23 protein-coding genes, 1 tRNA gene and 1 riboswitch are annotated in these 14363 nt (G+C 39.1%); of the genes, 20 read left to right on the top strand and 4 right to left on the bottom strand.

What is annotated here, in order from left to right:
- The first annotated feature begins 199 nt into the window (after window positions 1–199).
- Window positions 200–321, top strand: a riboswitch (SAM riboswitch).
- Window positions 322–399: 78 nt separating this feature from the next.
- From NST57_RS06155 to NST57_RS06165, 3 genes are all read left to right on the top strand, one after another.
- Complete coding sequence (locus tag NST57_RS06155; protein ID WP_341298248.1) at window positions 400–1518, top strand: methionine biosynthesis PLP-dependent protein; 1119 nt, start codon at window positions 400–402, stop codon at window positions 1516–1518.
- Window positions 1515–2693, top strand: coding sequence for a cystathionine beta-lyase (gene metC, locus NST57_RS06160; protein ID WP_341298249.1), 1179 nt, complete (start codon window positions 1515–1517; stop codon window positions 2691–2693). Before NST57_RS06155 ends, metC begins: the two co-directional genes overlap by 4 nt.
- A 128-nt stretch (window positions 2694–2821) precedes the next feature.
- Window positions 2822–2894, top strand: a tRNA-Val gene (locus NST57_RS06165).
- A gap of 94 nt (window positions 2895–2988) precedes the next feature.
- On the opposite strand, the gene NST57_RS06170 is transcribed toward NST57_RS06165, so the two are convergent.
- The 4 genes from NST57_RS06170 to NST57_RS06185 all read right to left on the bottom strand — a co-directional run bounded on the left by NST57_RS06170 (window position 2989) and on the right by NST57_RS06185 (window position 5863).
- Entirely contained in the window at window positions 2989–4224 is a 1236-nt protein-coding gene (locus NST57_RS06170; RefSeq protein ID WP_341298250.1) for a tyrosine-type recombinase/integrase, read from the bottom strand.
- On the bottom strand, window positions 4217–4720 hold the full coding sequence (locus NST57_RS06175) for an ImmA/IrrE family metallo-endopeptidase (protein WP_341298251.1): 504 nt from the start codon (window positions 4718–4720) through the stop codon (window positions 4217–4219). The genes NST57_RS06170 and NST57_RS06175 overlap by 8 nt, the downstream gene beginning before the upstream one ends.
- Before the next feature lie 97 nt (window positions 4721–4817).
- Window positions 4818–5444 carry a DUF4352 domain-containing protein gene (locus NST57_RS06180; protein WP_164512166.1) on the bottom strand — a complete coding sequence of 209 codons (627 nt, stop codon included), beginning with the start codon at window positions 5442–5444 and terminating at the stop codon, window positions 4818–4820.
- 53 nt (window positions 5445–5497) lie between these two features.
- Complete coding sequence (locus NST57_RS06185) at window positions 5498–5863, bottom strand: helix-turn-helix domain-containing protein (RefSeq protein WP_241218554.1); 366 nt, start codon at window positions 5861–5863, stop codon at window positions 5498–5500.
- Between the two features lie 167 nt (window positions 5864–6030).
- On the opposite strand from NST57_RS06185, the gene NST57_RS06190 reads away from it, so the two are divergent.
- The 17 genes from NST57_RS06190 (at window position 6031) to NST57_RS06270 (ending at window position 14322) form a co-directional block, all read left to right on the top strand.
- Window positions 6031–6228: a helix-turn-helix domain-containing protein gene (locus tag NST57_RS06190; protein WP_046343209.1), complete on the top strand. Its 198-nt coding sequence runs from the start codon at window positions 6031–6033 to the stop codon at window positions 6226–6228.
- Between the two features lie 45 nt (window positions 6229–6273).
- Complete coding sequence (locus NST57_RS06195) at window positions 6274–6468, top strand: helix-turn-helix domain-containing protein (protein WP_101677361.1); 195 nt, start codon at window positions 6274–6276, stop codon at window positions 6466–6468.
- Window positions 6469–6579: 111 nt separating this feature from the next.
- Window positions 6580–6822 (top strand): helix-turn-helix domain-containing protein, encoded by a 243-nt coding sequence (locus NST57_RS06200; RefSeq protein WP_223251388.1) that lies wholly within the window; start codon window positions 6580–6582, stop codon window positions 6820–6822.
- 2 nt (window positions 6823–6824) lie between these two features.
- Window positions 6825–7094: a hypothetical protein gene (locus tag NST57_RS06205; protein ID WP_101677360.1), complete on the top strand. Its 270-nt coding sequence runs from the start codon at window positions 6825–6827 to the stop codon at window positions 7092–7094.
- On the top strand, window positions 7095–7265 hold the full coding sequence (locus NST57_RS06210) for a hypothetical protein (RefSeq protein ID WP_341298252.1): 171 nt from the start codon (window positions 7095–7097) through the stop codon (window positions 7263–7265).
- Between the two features lie 189 nt (window positions 7266–7454).
- Window positions 7455–7646: a hypothetical protein gene (locus NST57_RS06215; protein ID WP_025092874.1), complete on the top strand. Its 192-nt coding sequence runs from the start codon at window positions 7455–7457 to the stop codon at window positions 7644–7646.
- Window positions 7647–7678: 32 nt separating this feature from the next.
- A complete protein-coding gene (locus NST57_RS06220) occupies window positions 7679–7900 on the top strand; it encodes a YqaI family protein (protein ID WP_025092875.1) in 222 nt (73 codons plus the stop codon).
- 107 nt (window positions 7901–8007) lie between these two features.
- The gene (locus tag NST57_RS06225; protein ID WP_321999392.1) at window positions 8008–8928 is read left to right on the top strand and encodes a hypothetical protein; all 921 of its coding nucleotides are present in this window, start codon (window positions 8008–8010) and stop codon (window positions 8926–8928) included.
- On the top strand, window positions 8888–9688 hold the full coding sequence (locus NST57_RS06230) for a PD-(D/E)XK nuclease-like domain-containing protein (protein ID WP_341299190.1): 801 nt from the start codon (window positions 8888–8890) through the stop codon (window positions 9686–9688). Before NST57_RS06225 ends, NST57_RS06230 begins: the two co-directional genes overlap by 41 nt.
- A 214-nt stretch (window positions 9689–9902) precedes the next feature.
- The gene (locus tag NST57_RS06235) at window positions 9903–10763 is read left to right on the top strand and encodes a hypothetical protein (RefSeq protein ID WP_341298253.1); all 861 of its coding nucleotides are present in this window, start codon (window positions 9903–9905) and stop codon (window positions 10761–10763) included.
- Window positions 10764–10768: 5 nt separating this feature from the next.
- Complete coding sequence (locus NST57_RS06240; protein WP_119124884.1) at window positions 10769–11056, top strand: replicative helicase loader/inhibitor; 288 nt, start codon at window positions 10769–10771, stop codon at window positions 11054–11056.
- Window positions 11028–12320, top strand: coding sequence for a replicative DNA helicase (gene dnaB / locus NST57_RS06245; protein WP_341298254.1), 1293 nt, complete (start codon window positions 11028–11030; stop codon window positions 12318–12320). Before NST57_RS06240 ends, dnaB begins: the two co-directional genes overlap by 29 nt.
- Before the next feature lie 14 nt (window positions 12321–12334).
- A complete protein-coding gene (locus tag NST57_RS06250; protein WP_341298255.1) occupies window positions 12335–12529 on the top strand; it encodes a hypothetical protein in 195 nt (64 codons plus the stop codon).
- Complete coding sequence (locus tag NST57_RS06255) at window positions 12526–12975, top strand: RusA family crossover junction endodeoxyribonuclease (protein ID WP_341298256.1); 450 nt, start codon at window positions 12526–12528, stop codon at window positions 12973–12975. The genes NST57_RS06250 and NST57_RS06255 overlap by 4 nt, the downstream gene beginning before the upstream one ends.
- Window positions 12963–13634, top strand: a complete 672-nt coding sequence (locus NST57_RS06260) for a hypothetical protein (RefSeq protein WP_341298257.1) — start codon at window positions 12963–12965, stop codon at window positions 13632–13634. The genes NST57_RS06255 and NST57_RS06260 overlap by 13 nt, the downstream gene beginning before the upstream one ends.
- Before the next feature lie 131 nt (window positions 13635–13765).
- A complete protein-coding gene (locus tag NST57_RS06265; protein WP_341298258.1) occupies window positions 13766–14050 on the top strand; it encodes a hypothetical protein in 285 nt (94 codons plus the stop codon).
- A 71-nt stretch (window positions 14051–14121) separates the two neighbouring features.
- Window positions 14122–14322, top strand: a complete 201-nt coding sequence (locus tag NST57_RS06270) for an XtrA/YqaO family protein (RefSeq protein ID WP_335365777.1) — start codon at window positions 14122–14124, stop codon at window positions 14320–14322.
- The last annotated feature ends 41 nt before the right edge of the window (window positions 14323–14363 follow it).

Here is a 14363-nt window from a genome sequence, read left to right on the forward strand (position 1 = left end):
AAATTCATCATAAGTGAAACGTTTCCATTCATTGTAACACGAAAAACAGCGTTGTTCCTATATGCTAACATGCAATCAAATCGGCTGACATACAATCTAGTGCAAAATACAGAAAATTTTAATTAATCGTTACATTTTCCCTTGAAAAATGAGGTTTAATGCGTTACAGTATTAAGAATTAGAACAGACAGACAACACATTCTTATCGTGAGAGGTGGAGGGACTGGCCCTTTGAAACCTCAGCAACCGGTATGCATCACTTCATGTGATGTACCAAGGTGCTAAATCCAGCAAGCAGCTTTTTTGCTTGGAAGATAAGAGGAAGCGATTAAACCCCTTCTTCTTATGAAGAAGGGGTTTTCTGTTTTGAAATTAGATTTTTACTTAGGATGGTGTCAAATGACAGAACATGTGGAAACGAAGTTAGCGCAAATTGGAAACCGCAGCGAAGAGACGACTGGTACTGTCAGTCCTCCCGTTTATCTTTCAACAGCTTACAGACATAGAGGCATTGGGGAATCAACAGGATTTGATTATATTCGGACGAAAAACCCAACAAGGCAGCTTGTAGAAGATGCGATTGCTTCACTCGAAGAAGGAACGGCCGGTTTTGCCTTCAGTTCGGGAATGGCTGCCATCCAAACGATCATGGCGCTGTTTGAGAGCGGGGATGAACTCATTGTTTCATCAGATTTATATGGTGGTACATACCGTCTATTTGAAAACGAATGGAAAAAGTACGGACTGCGCTTTGTTTATGATGATTTTTCAGATGAAGACTGTTTACGCTCTAAAATGACGCCAAATACAAAAGCCGTCTTTATTGAAACGCCAACAAACCCACTCATGCAGGAAGCGGATATTCAAAAGGTTGCGAAAATCGCAAAAGAACACGGTGCATTGGTCATTGTGGATAACACCTTTTATACGCCTGTCTTGCAAAAACCGATTACACTCGGAGCGGACATTGTCATTCATAGTGCTACCAAATATTTAGGCGGACATAACGATGTTCTTGCCGGACTTGTCGTCACAAAAGGAGAGCAGCTATCAGAAGACATGTTCCAGCATCAAAACGCCATCGGAGCGGTTTTATCTCCATTTGACTCATGGCTTTTAATGAGAGGAATGAAAACATTGGCGCTGAGAATGCGCCAGCACGAGGCAAATGCGAAGGAATTAGCTGACTTTCTAAAGCAGCAGCCGGAAATTCAAGATGTGCTTTACCCAGGAAAGGGAGGCATGCTGTCATTCCGAGTAGCCAAAGAGGACTGGGTCAATCCATTTTTAAAGAAGCTGAACACCATTTGTTTTGCTGAAAGCCTTGGCGGAGTCGAAAGCTTCATTACGTATCCTGCAACGCAAACGCACATGGATATTCCAGAAGAGATTCGCATCGCAAACGGTGTGTGTAATAAGCTGCTCCGTTTCTCTGTTGGGATTGAGCATGTGGAGGACCTAAAAGCAGACTTAAAACAGGCACTATCAAATGTGAAAGAGGAGGTACACACGAAATGACCACACATGATTGGACACTCGAAACACAACTTGTTCATAATGCGTTTAAAACAGACCGCTCAACAGGTGCAGTCAGTGTACCGATTCAACATGCATCGACGTTTCACCAAAGCAGCTTCGATGACTTTGGTCAATATGACTACTCCAGATCAGGCACCCCTACACGTCAGGCATTAGAGGATACCATTGCAGCGCTAGAAGGAGGAACGAGAGGGCTTGCTTTTGCGTCAGGTATGGCAGCCATTTCAACCGCTTTTCTTCTATTGTCAAAAGGAGATCACGTCCTTGTCACAAGAGATGTGTACGGCGGGACTTTCCGAATGATCACCCAAGTTCTTTCAAGATTTGGGATTGAGCATACCTTTGTGGACATGACCAATTTGAATGAAGTGAAACAAGGCATTCAATCAAATACAAAAGTCATTTACATGGAAACACCGTCAAACCCTACACTTGGTATTACGGATATTGAAGGTGTCGTACAGATTGCGAAAGAGCATGACTGTCTGACTTTCTTAGATAATACGTTTTTAACGCCTGCGCTTCAGCGTCCGCTGGACCTCGGTGTAGACGTTGTGCTGCACAGCGCAACGAAATTTTTAAGCGGCCACAGTGATGTACTGTCAGGCTTAGCCGTGGTGAAAGATGAGAAGCTAGGAGACGAACTTTATTCGCTGCAAAACTCCTTCGGGGCGGTACTTGGCGTACAGGATTGCTGGCTTGTGCTTAGAGGATTAAAGACCCTTCAAGTCAGATTAGAAAAAGCCAGTCAAACCGCATTGGATCTGGCTTCATTCCTCAAAGAACATCCTGCGGTCAAAAAAGTATATTACCCAGGATTAGATGATCACCCAGGGGCAGACATTCAGCGGAAGCAGGCGAGCGGTGCAGGTGCTGTTCTTTCATTTGAATTAGAAAACCAAGCGGCTGTCAAAGAATTGGTCGATGGCGTTACATTACCTGTATTCGCCGTCAGCCTCGGAGCAGTCGAATCCATTCTTTCCTATCCGGCCAAAATGTCACATGCCGCTATGCCAAAAGAAGAAAGAGAAAAAAGAGGCATCACCGATGGTTTACTTCGATTAAGTGTGGGCGTAGAAAACGGAGAAGACCTCAAAAGGGACTTCAAACAAGCACTAGATCAACTAAAGCCCGTCCTTGTGAACCAATCATAAAAGTTAGTGAAAAGCCGGTGCAGATACCGGCTTTTTGCCTTTTTTGAACAAAACCATTGACGATTGACGATGATGGTTATATAATAGAGACTGTCAGTAACAGAAAGCCCAGAACTGATACATAACCCGATTCCGTAGCTCAGCTGGGAGAGCGCTACCTTGACAGGGTAGAGGTCGCTGGTTCGAGCCCAGTCGGAATCATCGTTTAAACCCTTGCCTAGCAAGGGTTTTTTGTTTTTTTGACAACGAATATTTGTTCTGTTTCTTTTGATTGGGGACGAATTGGGGACGAACTTTATCCGCCAGATTGTTTCTCAATATTTTTAGGATCAAAATGATTAAAGTGTTCTGCAGTGTTAAATTCTAATTTGTTTGTGACATGACCATAAATATCTGAGGTTGTTTTAGCACTGGCATGTCCGGCTCTTTTCTGAATAGCATTAATGCTCTCACCTGCCTCTATAAGGAGAGCGACCATTGTATGTCTTAAATCATGTAGTCGAATGTTTTTTAATTTGTGTTTGTTTTTGATTTTTGACCATTTGGAAGTAGGGGTTGTGTAATAGTAAGGCTCACCAAAACCATTATGAAATAAATATTGGTGATCATCACCTTCCCATAAGTCACCAACTAATAGTTTTTCTTTTTTCCACATGATATGGTACTGCTTTAATTCATCCATATACCAGTTAGGCATCTTTACAAAACGTTTAGAACTTCTTGTTTTAGGTTCTTTAACATAGGGTTTGCCATCAACTGTCTTTGAAATTGAACGATTAATATGAAAACCTCCGAGATCCCAATCAACATCTAAATGCCATTCAAGTGCAAGACCTTCACCGCGTCTTAGACCGCCGATCATAGCAGCTAAAAAATAAAGTCTCCATTTAATATCAACTTCTTTATACAAAATTTTTATACATTCAGCAGCTTCGTCAGATTCAAAATAGTTCATTTCTTGCTTTTCATGTTCTGGTTGAGGAAGTCCTTTCATAGGATCAACCTTAATGATCTTCCATTCTTCAGTTGCAGTTTTAAAAACAACTTGTAAAATTTTAAAAATGTCCTGTATAGTGGCTCCGCTTAAACCTCCAGGTTTCCCATCTTTTCGTGCGCCATCTTTTTTTAAACTGTCTAAAAAATCTACAATATGAAGGCTTTTTATTTGTTCCATTTTTTTATTGCCAAAGACAGGGAGAATGTGATTTTTTAAATGTCTCCAATATACATCGGAAGTAGTGAGAGAGTATGGTTTTCCGCTCTTTTGATAAAGCTTCTTCTCTTTCCACTTAGCGATAAAAGATTCAAATGTTAATTTTTCAGGTTCTATGTATTCTTCAGAAGAAACTTCGATTTTAAATTGATAGAGCTGGTCTGAGAGATACTCTTGCAACCTTCTTTTCGTCTTTAATAGTTTAGTATCTTCTATGCGAATGGTTTTAGTTTTTTTCTTTCTTTTTCCGTTTATATCGTGACCAGCTTCAACAATTAATCTAAAAGAATTGTTTCCTCTTTTTTCAATGCTAGCCATATAAAACACCCCTTGTCTGAGAAAAAGTTTTTTGATAATAAAGATTTAAACGGTGATTTGCAAATTCAGGAGTAACGTTAAAAATATTAGAAACTTTCAAGACAGCGAGTTCAGGTCTTTTGGGTAAATCCAAATCAATTAACATGAATGTTGGGATACAAAAATGATAAGCAAAATAATTCGCTTGTCTTTCTTGATAGATATTCCATAAAGTTTTAGTCAAATGAAAATTAGTGAACTTGCTAGATTGTCTAACTATATGGCAAAGTTCATGAGCGAAATCCTGCCATTGTTTCTCTTTAGATAGTTTTTTATTTAGAAAAATAGTGTACAGGTTGTTAATTTCTACATAATGACTTGTGTCATTAACATAAAATATCCAAATGTCTAGATCATTAGCTATTTTGTGTTTATCTAATTGTGAAGGTTCAGTTATGCCAATATTATTAAGGAATGACTCAATCCAATCTTCTAAATGACTATTTATATATCTCAATGTTAATAAGCCCCTTTCTAAAAGAGAATGCTCTTAGATGAGTTAGAAACATATGTTCTGTTTTGGTGTAAAAATAAAAGCCCAATATGGGCATTGTTTATTTAGTTTTAAAGAATAGTTTACCTGAAGTAGATATACTTTTATAAGCTATTAAAAAATCATCGTCTTTTTTTACTTGATTCACTATATAACCTTCAAGTGAACCACCGTTATATACTTCGCCTTCAAATTCTTTTGGCACAACAGTACCAATTTCCTCAGAATAAGGAGAACCATCACTACTAAAAAAGTCAAAGTTAAGAATTGGACTGAATAGTATAGGTTCATCATCTGTTTCAGAATTTGTCATCTTCACTTTGACCTTAACAAGTGCCCATTCAAAACCCTTTTTAGGTTGAGAAACTGTGCTATTCCTCTTATATAAAACATTAAATGCTTTATCTCCTCGAATAACCTCTTCTACATTCATCTTTAATTCAGCAGTATATTCATTATCCGATGCACTAATGTAATCGTCGAAATATATTGGTTTTTTTAAAGGTATAGGAGCAGTTCGTGTTCCATCAGCTTCTTTTTTAGTTTTCTTCTTAGCAGATGAACCCTCATTAGATTCCTGTTTATCGCTTTTTTCATTTGATTCATTTACTTTTGTATTCTGTGAATTACACGCTGTTAAAGACGTTGCTATTAAGAAAATAAGTACATAAAAAAAAGTCTTTTTCAAAATATGCGCCCCTTTCATGAAATACATGTATGAAAGTAATTGAATTCTTTTATTTAGTCACCATAGAAGTCATTCTGCTTATCCCCTGGTTTACGACCTTCCTGAAGTCTTAGTGCTCTTTCAATTCTTTCAATTCTCTTTTCTATATCAGAATTTCCATCACTTGCAGCAGTAGACGCGTTGCCTGATCTCAGAAGTTGTTCTGCTTCAAACCTATAATCTTTCCCGGTTAGCAAATAATCTGTGGATACCCCAAAAACCTCAGCAATTTTCACAATTTCAATATCAGTTAAAGGACGAGTTCCTTTTTCTATTCTGTTCATTACACTGACATTCATATTGATTTTTTGAGCCAACTCTTTTTGGTTCCACTGTTTTTGTTCTCTCAATTTAATTATTCTTTCGCCTACAGCCAGCATCTTTAATCACCAACTTTCTATATTAGCAATATAAATCTTAACATTTTTCCAATGTAGAAAAAAATAAATTGCTAAATTAGAAATAAAACAGTTGAAATTTCTTTTTTAGAAATGTATTATTAAATCAACAACAGGATTTCTAAAACAGAAATCGAGAGGAGGGAAATATGTTAGATTTAAAATTTGTCAAATCGAGACGTCATGTTAAACAAATTAATTTGCAACAAATGGCCAAGGCTCTAGGATTCAAAAATGCCTCAACATATATGAAATATGAGACAGGAGAATATGCCTTTAAAGCAAACCATCTCCCGATATTGGCTAAAGAATTAGACTGTGACATAAGGGATTTCTTCCGGAAATGAATTTCTAAAATAGAAATATAATTAAATGACTAGGAGAGATAAGATATGCCAACAAAATCAACTATGACTGTTCATGAAACAGCTGATTTTCTTGGGGTACATCACGACACTGTTTACACAATGGTTCGTGAAAGACAAATACCGTTCTTCCGAGTAAGAAAAAGAATTTTCTTTAAAAGAGAAGTTCTTGAAGAATGGCAATTAGCACAAATGGAATCCAATTTTCAGCCAGTTGAATGATTAATAATTTACCACCTTAGAATACAGCTGATTTTTAGGTTTTTCTGTTCCAATTCGCAACATGTTCTATATAGGAACAATAAGGGGGTGAGGAAGTTGAGGTTGGGGGTAGTGCTCCGACAAGCAAGGAAAAGAGCTGGGATGTCCCAAGAGAAGTTGGCTGAATTGTTAAGTCGCTCAAGGAGCTGCATATCAAAATTTGAGAATGATCAAAAGATGCTTGATGTTCCTACATATGTACGGTGGATGGAGGCGACAAATGCAAAAGAAGCCATGATCGCAACCTTATGTGGTGTCGATCCACTTGCGGTCACTCAGCAAATTACAGCCATCATGGCTTTGTTTGGAGGATGAAGATGAGAAAAGCGATTTTCAAGAGCATTGATCATGAAGGGATAACAGCTGAAATGATTTGTATTGAACAACTACAAAAAAGATTAATGAAGGCATTAGAGAGTGCGGATATAGATACGGCGTTAGCAGCTCACAAAGATATTGCGAAATCATTAAACCAAATTCAGCGTTACGAAAGCCAAGCTAAGGTTCATTTATTAAAACAGGCTGCGAGGATTACAAAAATCAAATATCCAAAATCACTAAAAAATAGATTGAGAGGATTGATCTAGATGAAGTATTTGTTCACAGCAAGTCGCTTAATGAAGGCGAAAGATATCGTGAAACAATGTCAGATGCGTCATACAGAGGAAGGGCTCATTTTATTAGCCGCTCTGGAATTACAGATCAGAACGGGAATAAAAAACAGAAAAAAGCAGCAAGCTCCGACACTTACTGCTTAAATCATTTCAAACCATGAATAACAAAATGATCGATCTCATTATAGCGTTATTTAGAGATCACGACAAGGCTTATACTTGTCGTCCGGCTTGCGGATGGGACAGTGCGCACCTACCCCCTCAAATCATGCTCCATCCGCGGTCGGACGATGCGAATAAGCATCAAATAATGTGTTAGGGAGGAAAGAAGTCTTGAGAACTAAACCAGTTATTAAACCTTTCAGTGAGAGACAGTCTGATCAGTTCTATCTATCACAAGTGAATGGATCAATTGTGATGACTAACAAAGGTAAGCCAATGTTCCAATTTCCTGATAAACAAGCCTTTGAGAAATTTCAACAACTAAAGGCTGATGCGATCCGCTCAAAATTAGAGATTTCTTGATGCTTACACCAAACAGAAGAGGAGGGAAGAAGATGAATATTGAGCATCCGATTATCACAGAGATTAATAGATATGGCTATCCAAAAGATATGGTGAGGCAAGAAGAACACTTTGGAATTGATTTTTATGGGTCAGAAATTTTGCTAGAAGATGACTATGTTGAGGATAAAAATTCGGGTGAACTGATCTTGAGAGAAAATCTAGAACGATATCTTGCAGAGGAGCTTGATTTTGAGTTTAAAACAGCAAAATAAAAGAGTCCACTCCCACAAGTGAACTCATCTAAATAACCAGACACAGAAAATGGTGTCAACCACTATTATAAGCAGGTTGGCACCTAAATTCAATGGGGGTTTCTTATATGAATGGATTGTCAAATGTTGATTACTCAAACTATATGGCGGCTTCACAGCCATCAGCAGGAACTTCAGTAACAACAGAAGCTATGGTTAGTCGGCAGGCACAAGAAGTACAAGCAGCTATGGTCATAGCAAAGAAGTTTCCAAGAGACGTTTATGCTGCCTTTGAACGAATTAAGAAAGCATGTGAGCGTAGGCTATTAGCTGAGAATGCTGTCTATGAATATCCACGAGGTGGCACAAAGGTATCAGGTCCTTCTATTCGTCTGGCTGAAGCTCTGGCACAGAATTGGGGGAACATTGATTACGGAATCATGGAACTTGAACAAAAAGCAGGAGAATCTTCTGTTATGGCTTATGCATGGGATCTTGAAACCAATACTCGTCAGACCAAAATATTTACGGTAAAGCATGAACGAAAAGCAAAAGGAACCATTACAAAGCTCAACGATCCAAGAGATATCTATGAACTGGTTGCAAACCAAGGTGCACGTCGAGTTCGTGCGTGCATTCTTGGAGTGATACCAGGAGACATTGTTGATGCCGCAGTTGATATGTGTCAAAGAACGCTAATTAGTGGTCATAAAGAGCCTTTAGAAGACCGCTTAAGGAAGGCATTAACAACATTTAAAGCTGATTTTGGTGTTACGAAGGAAATGGTCGAGGAATATGTCGGTAGCAAATTGGATGCATTTACTGAGCAGGATTACCTCAAAATAGGACGCATCTATACTTCACTTCGTGATGGAATGGCAAAGAAAGAGGACTATTTCAACGTCAAAACTTCAGGTGCTACTAATGCCACAAAATCCAAAATCGAAGAAGAGTTTCTAAAGCAGCAGGAGCAAAAAGAGAGTGATGCAAAGGCTGGTGAGCCAGCAAATGATGATCCCGACAATCAACAAGGAGAATTATTACTCTAACGAGATAGACCAAGTTTATATGTCAAATTCTCAATATAAGAGTTTCTTAGAGTGTGAGGCGGCTACAATGGCAAAACTCCACGGAGAATGGCAGCCGCCGTCCTCTGAGGCTCTTCTATTTGGACAATATGTTCATGCCTGGCTTGAAGGAGATCAGGCCTTTGATGAATTTAAGATGAACACACCTGCTCTATTTACACAAAAGGGCCAGCTTTATAAACAATATCAATTGGCTGATCTCATGATTGAAGCTATACAGAATGACGACTTGTGCATGTTTGTTCTTCAAGGAGATAAAGAAGTAATTATCACAGGTGAATTGTTCGGAATGCCCTGGAAAGGAAAACTCGATGTGTACAACCCTGCAGGTGGGCGCTTTGCTGATCTTAAAACGACTCGCTCTCTTAGGGAAAGGATATGGGATCAAGAGCTTGGCTATTGTTCATTTGTAGAAGCCTATGGATATATTGCTCAAATGGCCCTCTATGCGGAAATAGAAAGACAGGAAGCAGGACGTAGTGATTGGTTAGAGCCTTTGATTGTGGCCATATCAAAAGAAGATCCACCAGATAAAGCAGTTATCAATATTGATGAGTCAAGGATGGAAATTGAGTTAGAAGATATAGAAAAAAACATGGAGCGGATCGTTCAGGTTAAGCATGGCGGAGAAAGACCGAGAAGGTGTGAAAAGTGTAAGTATTGTCGTTCTACAAATCGTCTAAACCGCATCATCCATTTTTCTGAACTGGTAAACAGCTAATGAGGGAGAAGCTAATCATTAAAGTTCCTATTCCGTTTGTGTACCTGTCTTTATCTAAATCAAATCGTAATCAAGCTGCGTTATTTAGAGCGTATGTAAAGGGTTATATCCAAAGAAATGAACCAGGTCTTACTTTTATTAGGATCAGTGGAATGTACGCTCTATGTGAGGTTAAAAGGTCTTAATTTGACGTTGATGGAGAGGAGGAAGTTATTTGTCTACTGGATGGGTAAAGCTACACCGAAAAATATTAGAACACGAATTATGGAATGACGTGACTACTTTTAGACTGTTCACTTTATTAGTTATGAGAGCAAGTCATCAAGATGGCTTCAAAATGAATGGAGTTGTATTAAATAAGGGCCAGTACATAAGATCGTACTCAAAACTATGTGAGGACCTCGCTTATAAGGAAGGAAGAGGGCTAAAAAAGCTGTCTAAAAGTACAATTATGCGTTCAATTAAGAAACTTGTTACGAACAATATCATCACTGTTAGCGAAACGGAACTAGGAACACTATTCACCATTGTGAAATACGAGTTGTACCAAGAGTTTTCAAGTGATCACGAAACAGAACCCAGAACGGAAGAAGAACCTATCGCAGAACGAAGACGGAACGAAAGCGGTACGAAGTCGGAACTATATCAAGAATTAAAGAATTTAAGAATTAAAGAAGAAGAGGAAGAAGAAAAGAGAGCCTCAGTAGAAAATGATTTAACCCCTTTCCAGCAGATCGAAGAAAAGTACTTATCACGAAAAGGTGGGTTGATGTTAACACCAAAAGATTCAGCTGCCATTGAAAGGATTCTCAAGGAGCGAATCCCACTTGAAAACATATTGGTGTGGATCGACGAGGTATTTGATCTATATCAACCAAAGCATAGAGCAGACAGTATTAAATCATTTGCATACCTGGAATCAGCGATTCTTGATCGTTGGCATGCACAGCAGCACCAACCTCAGCCTCTTAAAAACAATGTTTCTGAATTTAAACCAAAGCAGCATAGGCAAAGTAATTTAGACGCACTAGCTCAATACGCAAAAGAAAATGGGATTAAATTTGGAGGAGGTTGATGAACATGGATCAAGAGCAAGCAATGTCTATCCTAACAAGGATTGCAGCTGCCTATCCAAGGTTTGAACTCACTACAGACGCGATCGGAAAAGAAAGAATTAAACTTTGGCTTGATCACCTAAAGGATCAACCCTATGAACAGGTTTTGAAAAAGATTGACCAGCACATTGCTGAAAAGAGATTCCCACCTGCTATCGCAGAGATCAAAATCAAACAACCAGAGCAAAATGAATTCTTAGCGAAACAGAAAGTGTGGGAACAAAATGCAAAATTTGCGAAACGTAGAGGCTGAACAGTTTTTATTAGGTTGTATCATCCTTGAGGGTGATCTGATTAAGGAAACGGCACTAGAGCCCAGACATTTTGCTGAAGAACGGCATAAGAGGATTTTCGAAGCGATGAGGGAAGTGGACAAGCTAGGTAAGCCTGTTGAATTGGCCAATATCGCTGCATCTATTGGAGACCTTTTAAATTCAATTGGAGGCTTTGAATACTTAACCAATCTTGCAAGTACTGTTCCCTCAAAACATGCTTTCGAGACCTATGAAACATTAATTTACGAGGCTTTTAGACTCAGAGATTTACAAAGTGCTGCTTTAGCTTTTGCCAATGCTCCATGCGATGAGGGGATTACTGAGCTTTATCAAAAGACCATTGAAGTGCAAGAAGTTGGAGTTAAAGCTACTCGGACGAAAATGGATGTTCTGACGGAGATATTCATGAGCATGGAAGAAGATCAAGGGGATCTTACAGGAGTCGACACCGGTCTTGCGGACTTGAACGCCATGACAGGTGGTTGGCAAAAAAGCGATTTGATTATTGTGGCTGCTCGTCCATCGATGGGAAAGACTGCTTTTGCTCTTAACCTAGGTTGTAATAACGCACTAAAGGGTGGAGTAACAGATATTTTTTCGCTTGAAATGTCAGATACACAGTTAACTCATCGAATGTTAAGCAGTCTTGGGAGAATTGAAGGCACCAAGTGGAGGAATCCAAAAAAGTACTTTAGCGATCAAGATTATGATAGAGCCAACAAAGCTATGGGTGAATACGAAAAATTAGATATCTACATTCATGACCAACCCACTCAAACAGTTGCAGATATACGGTCCCAGATCCGTAAAACAAAAAAGGATCACCCTGATCAAGATCATTTAGTGATCATTGATTATCTTCAGCTCATTACCCCGATCGGTAAGTTTGAGAGCAAAAACTATGAGGTTGGTGCCATCACCAAAGAGCTGAAGAATATGGCGAGAAGCTTTAATGTCCCAATCATTTTGCTATCACAGCTCTCACGTGGAGTTGAACAGCGGCAAGATAAACGTCCAATGATGTCTGATTTGCGTGATTCAGGAAGCATTGAACAAGACGCTGATATCGTTACGTTCCTCTATCGTGATGATTATTACAACAAAGATAGTGAGCAGAAAAATATAGTCGAAATCATTTTTGCTAAACAACGAAATGGTGAAGTGGGAACAATAAATGCTGCTTTTATGAAAGAGTACGGAAGGTTTGTAAACTTATCGCGGCAAATGGAAGCCGCTTTATGATACGGAGGATGAACATGTCAAATATTAATAGCAAACAGCGTCGTGAGTACCTTTTAAACGAATTAACTCGTATTGGGTATTTAGCTAGTTTGGACAAGAACCCTGAAAATTTATCACTCTATGAACTTGAAATGCTTGTCATTTCTCTCAAGAGTCAACGTGGCAGTAGGGTGTTAACATATAACGCCAGGATGGAGGCACCTGAATGAAGATAGCATTCACCGTCTACGGAGAGCCAGTTGCACAAGGGCGTCCAAGAGCTACTCATATGAATGGAATGACGAGATTATACGATCCCAAGAAGTCACGGGACTTTAAGCAATACGTGAAGTTGGCAGCAAGTGACCATCGTCCCGAGCAACTCCTTACAGGTCCGCTTGAATTGAGGGTTAAAGTTTACAAATCCCTACTAAAAAGCTTCAGCAAGAAAAAGGCCGCAGAAGCTGAAAGAGGCGAGCTGAGACCAGCTAAGAAGCCGGATGTTGATAACTACATTAAAGGGATAAAAGATGGCCTGAATAAAGTCATTTGGCAGGATGATAGCCAGATAGTCGATCTACATGTAAGCAAATTCTATAGCAGTTCACCGAGAATTGAAGTCGAAGTCTCAACTCTCACACCAACCCATGAGGAGGAACAAATATGTCTTTTGTAAATTTTGATGGAGCAGTCAAGAAAGTAAATCATAAGCCTAAAGGTGTTACAGAATTGGTCCTTGAAATCTCAACGAAGGATCTAGGAAACAGTATTCAAAACCTTGCTGAAATGATTGATAACGATGTGCGTGTTGAAATTGAGAGCGATGTTGTCCGCTATAACGTTCAAATCAATGCTCACACTGAGCGGCCTATTGTAAATTATCAAGTAGATCAAAGCGGCGTGGTTCACATTGCTGAGCCTGAGCCGGAACAGTTAGAGGCTGAATTGGGCTTACCAGCAGAAAAACCACAAATTGAAGAAAAGCCTATGGAAATTAAACGTGAAGTAGTGGATCGATTCATCCAAGAAGGTATGGCACCAGAGCAAGAAGGTTTCCCAGAGAATATGGCTGACATTGTGAAACGGCGCATTGAGGGTGAATCATACCGCAAATTGGCTTCAGAGCTTGAGATGTCATCCGGTGCTATCGTTGATCTAATCAATGATTACCGAGCTGCAGTGGCTCCACTCGCTGAAAAATGGTGGGATTGGAAAGAGGATCAAGCCAACGAAGCTGAACCGATGCAAAAAGATGATGATTTAGAATCCTCTCAAAGTGTGAAAGACGATTATGGCGGGAATGAACAAAAAGAAGAGGAAGACGGTGCTGCCTAAGATGGCACGCGAACGCTCAAAACGGTGGTTCTTGCTTATCGCAAAGAGGATGGACAACGTGTTCACCTCTATGAACCACTTAAAAAATATGAATTGCTTAGTCGGATCAGGAAAGGATGGAGGATTATCAGATGAAAAACAAATTCTTAGAAGGAGACTGGATCAAAGCATCAAGGAAAGGCAAAAGAGAACCACTTAACAAAGCAGGTTATGTACTTAAAGTATCTGAAGATGACATTTTAGTAAGGTTCCTTAGTGGTAATACCTTGGTTGTTCCAAAGTCTTGGGCTGAAAATTTGGATGAGGCGCTTACTGAAGAGGATCTGAAGGCTTTGATTGACCTGTCTTTAGATTTAAGGGACGAACACTTCTTTAGGATGTGTGTACGTGATTTGCAAGCTATTCAGGCCAAATAAAAAGAACCGAAGCACAAGGCCCCAGTTCTATTGAATCTGCACAATTCATTATAACATGGGAGGCCTTGTGCATGAACTTACCTATTGAAATTCTAACTACAAAGAAAATTGAAGAGCATATTGAGTTTGGCAAAGTAAAACTACTCATCCTAGACGGAGTTAACCACAAAGCCTACTTATCAGATATTCCTGATTACGGGAAGACTAGTATTCATTCAAAAGACGGCTTACCTATAAGGGTACAGTATGATTATGGATATAAAATAATGTGAACATTGTTATATTATGGATTACATGTTACGATTTATAGGAT

Origin of the sequence: Bacillus sp. FSL M8-0077, from assembly GCF_038050255.1 — a bacterium.
Taxonomy (GTDB): Bacteria; Bacillota; Bacilli; order Bacillales; family Bacillaceae; genus Bacillus; species Bacillus altitudinis.

What these genes read in the sequence shown, in the direction of transcription:
- NST57_RS06230 (WP_341299190.1), top strand. Translation starts at nt 8,888, where the DNA reads ATGATGATCCCGACAATCAACAAGGAGAATTATTACTCTAACGAGATA.
- NST57_RS06255 (WP_341298256.1), top strand. Translation starts at nt 12,526, where the DNA reads ATGAAGATAGCATTCACCGTCTACGGAGAGCCAGTTGCACAAGGGCGT.
- NST57_RS06185 (WP_241218554.1), bottom strand. Translation starts at nt 5,863, where the DNA reads ATGCTGGCTGTAGGCGAAAGAATAATTAAATTGAGAGAACAAAAACAG.
- NST57_RS06250 (WP_341298255.1), top strand. Translation starts at nt 12,335, where the DNA reads ATGTCAAATATTAATAGCAAACAGCGTCGTGAGTACCTTTTAAACGAA.
- NST57_RS06210 (WP_341298252.1), top strand. Translation starts at nt 7,095, where the DNA reads ATGAAGTATTTGTTCACAGCAAGTCGCTTAATGAAGGCGAAAGATATC.
- NST57_RS06265 (WP_341298258.1), top strand. Translation starts at nt 13,766, where the DNA reads ATGAAAAACAAATTCTTAGAAGGAGACTGGATCAAAGCATCAAGGAAA.
- dnaB (WP_341298254.1), top strand. Translation starts at nt 11,028, where the DNA reads ATGCAAAATTTGCGAAACGTAGAGGCTGAACAGTTTTTATTAGGTTGT.
- NST57_RS06260 (WP_341298257.1), top strand. Translation starts at nt 12,963, where the DNA reads ATGTCTTTTGTAAATTTTGATGGAGCAGTCAAGAAAGTAAATCATAAG.
- NST57_RS06190 (WP_046343209.1), top strand. Translation starts at nt 6,031, where the DNA reads ATGTTAGATTTAAAATTTGTCAAATCGAGACGTCATGTTAAACAAATT.
- NST57_RS06195 (WP_101677361.1), top strand. Translation starts at nt 6,274, where the DNA reads ATGCCAACAAAATCAACTATGACTGTTCATGAAACAGCTGATTTTCTT.
- NST57_RS06270 (WP_335365777.1), top strand. Translation starts at nt 14,122, where the DNA reads ATGAACTTACCTATTGAAATTCTAACTACAAAGAAAATTGAAGAGCAT.
- NST57_RS06225 (WP_321999392.1), top strand. Translation starts at nt 8,008, where the DNA reads ATGAATGGATTGTCAAATGTTGATTACTCAAACTATATGGCGGCTTCA.
- NST57_RS06220 (WP_025092875.1), top strand. Translation starts at nt 7,679, where the DNA reads ATGAATATTGAGCATCCGATTATCACAGAGATTAATAGATATGGCTAT.
- NST57_RS06205 (WP_101677360.1), top strand. Translation starts at nt 6,825, where the DNA reads ATGAGAAAAGCGATTTTCAAGAGCATTGATCATGAAGGGATAACAGCT.
- metC (WP_341298249.1), top strand. Translation starts at nt 1,515, where the DNA reads ATGACCACACATGATTGGACACTCGAAACACAACTTGTTCATAATGCG.
- NST57_RS06170 (WP_341298250.1), bottom strand. Translation starts at nt 4,224, where the DNA reads ATGGCTAGCATTGAAAAAAGAGGAAACAATTCTTTTAGATTAATTGTT.
- NST57_RS06155 (WP_341298248.1), top strand. Translation starts at nt 400, where the DNA reads ATGACAGAACATGTGGAAACGAAGTTAGCGCAAATTGGAAACCGCAGC.
- NST57_RS06240 (WP_119124884.1), top strand. Translation starts at nt 10,769, where the DNA reads ATGGATCAAGAGCAAGCAATGTCTATCCTAACAAGGATTGCAGCTGCC.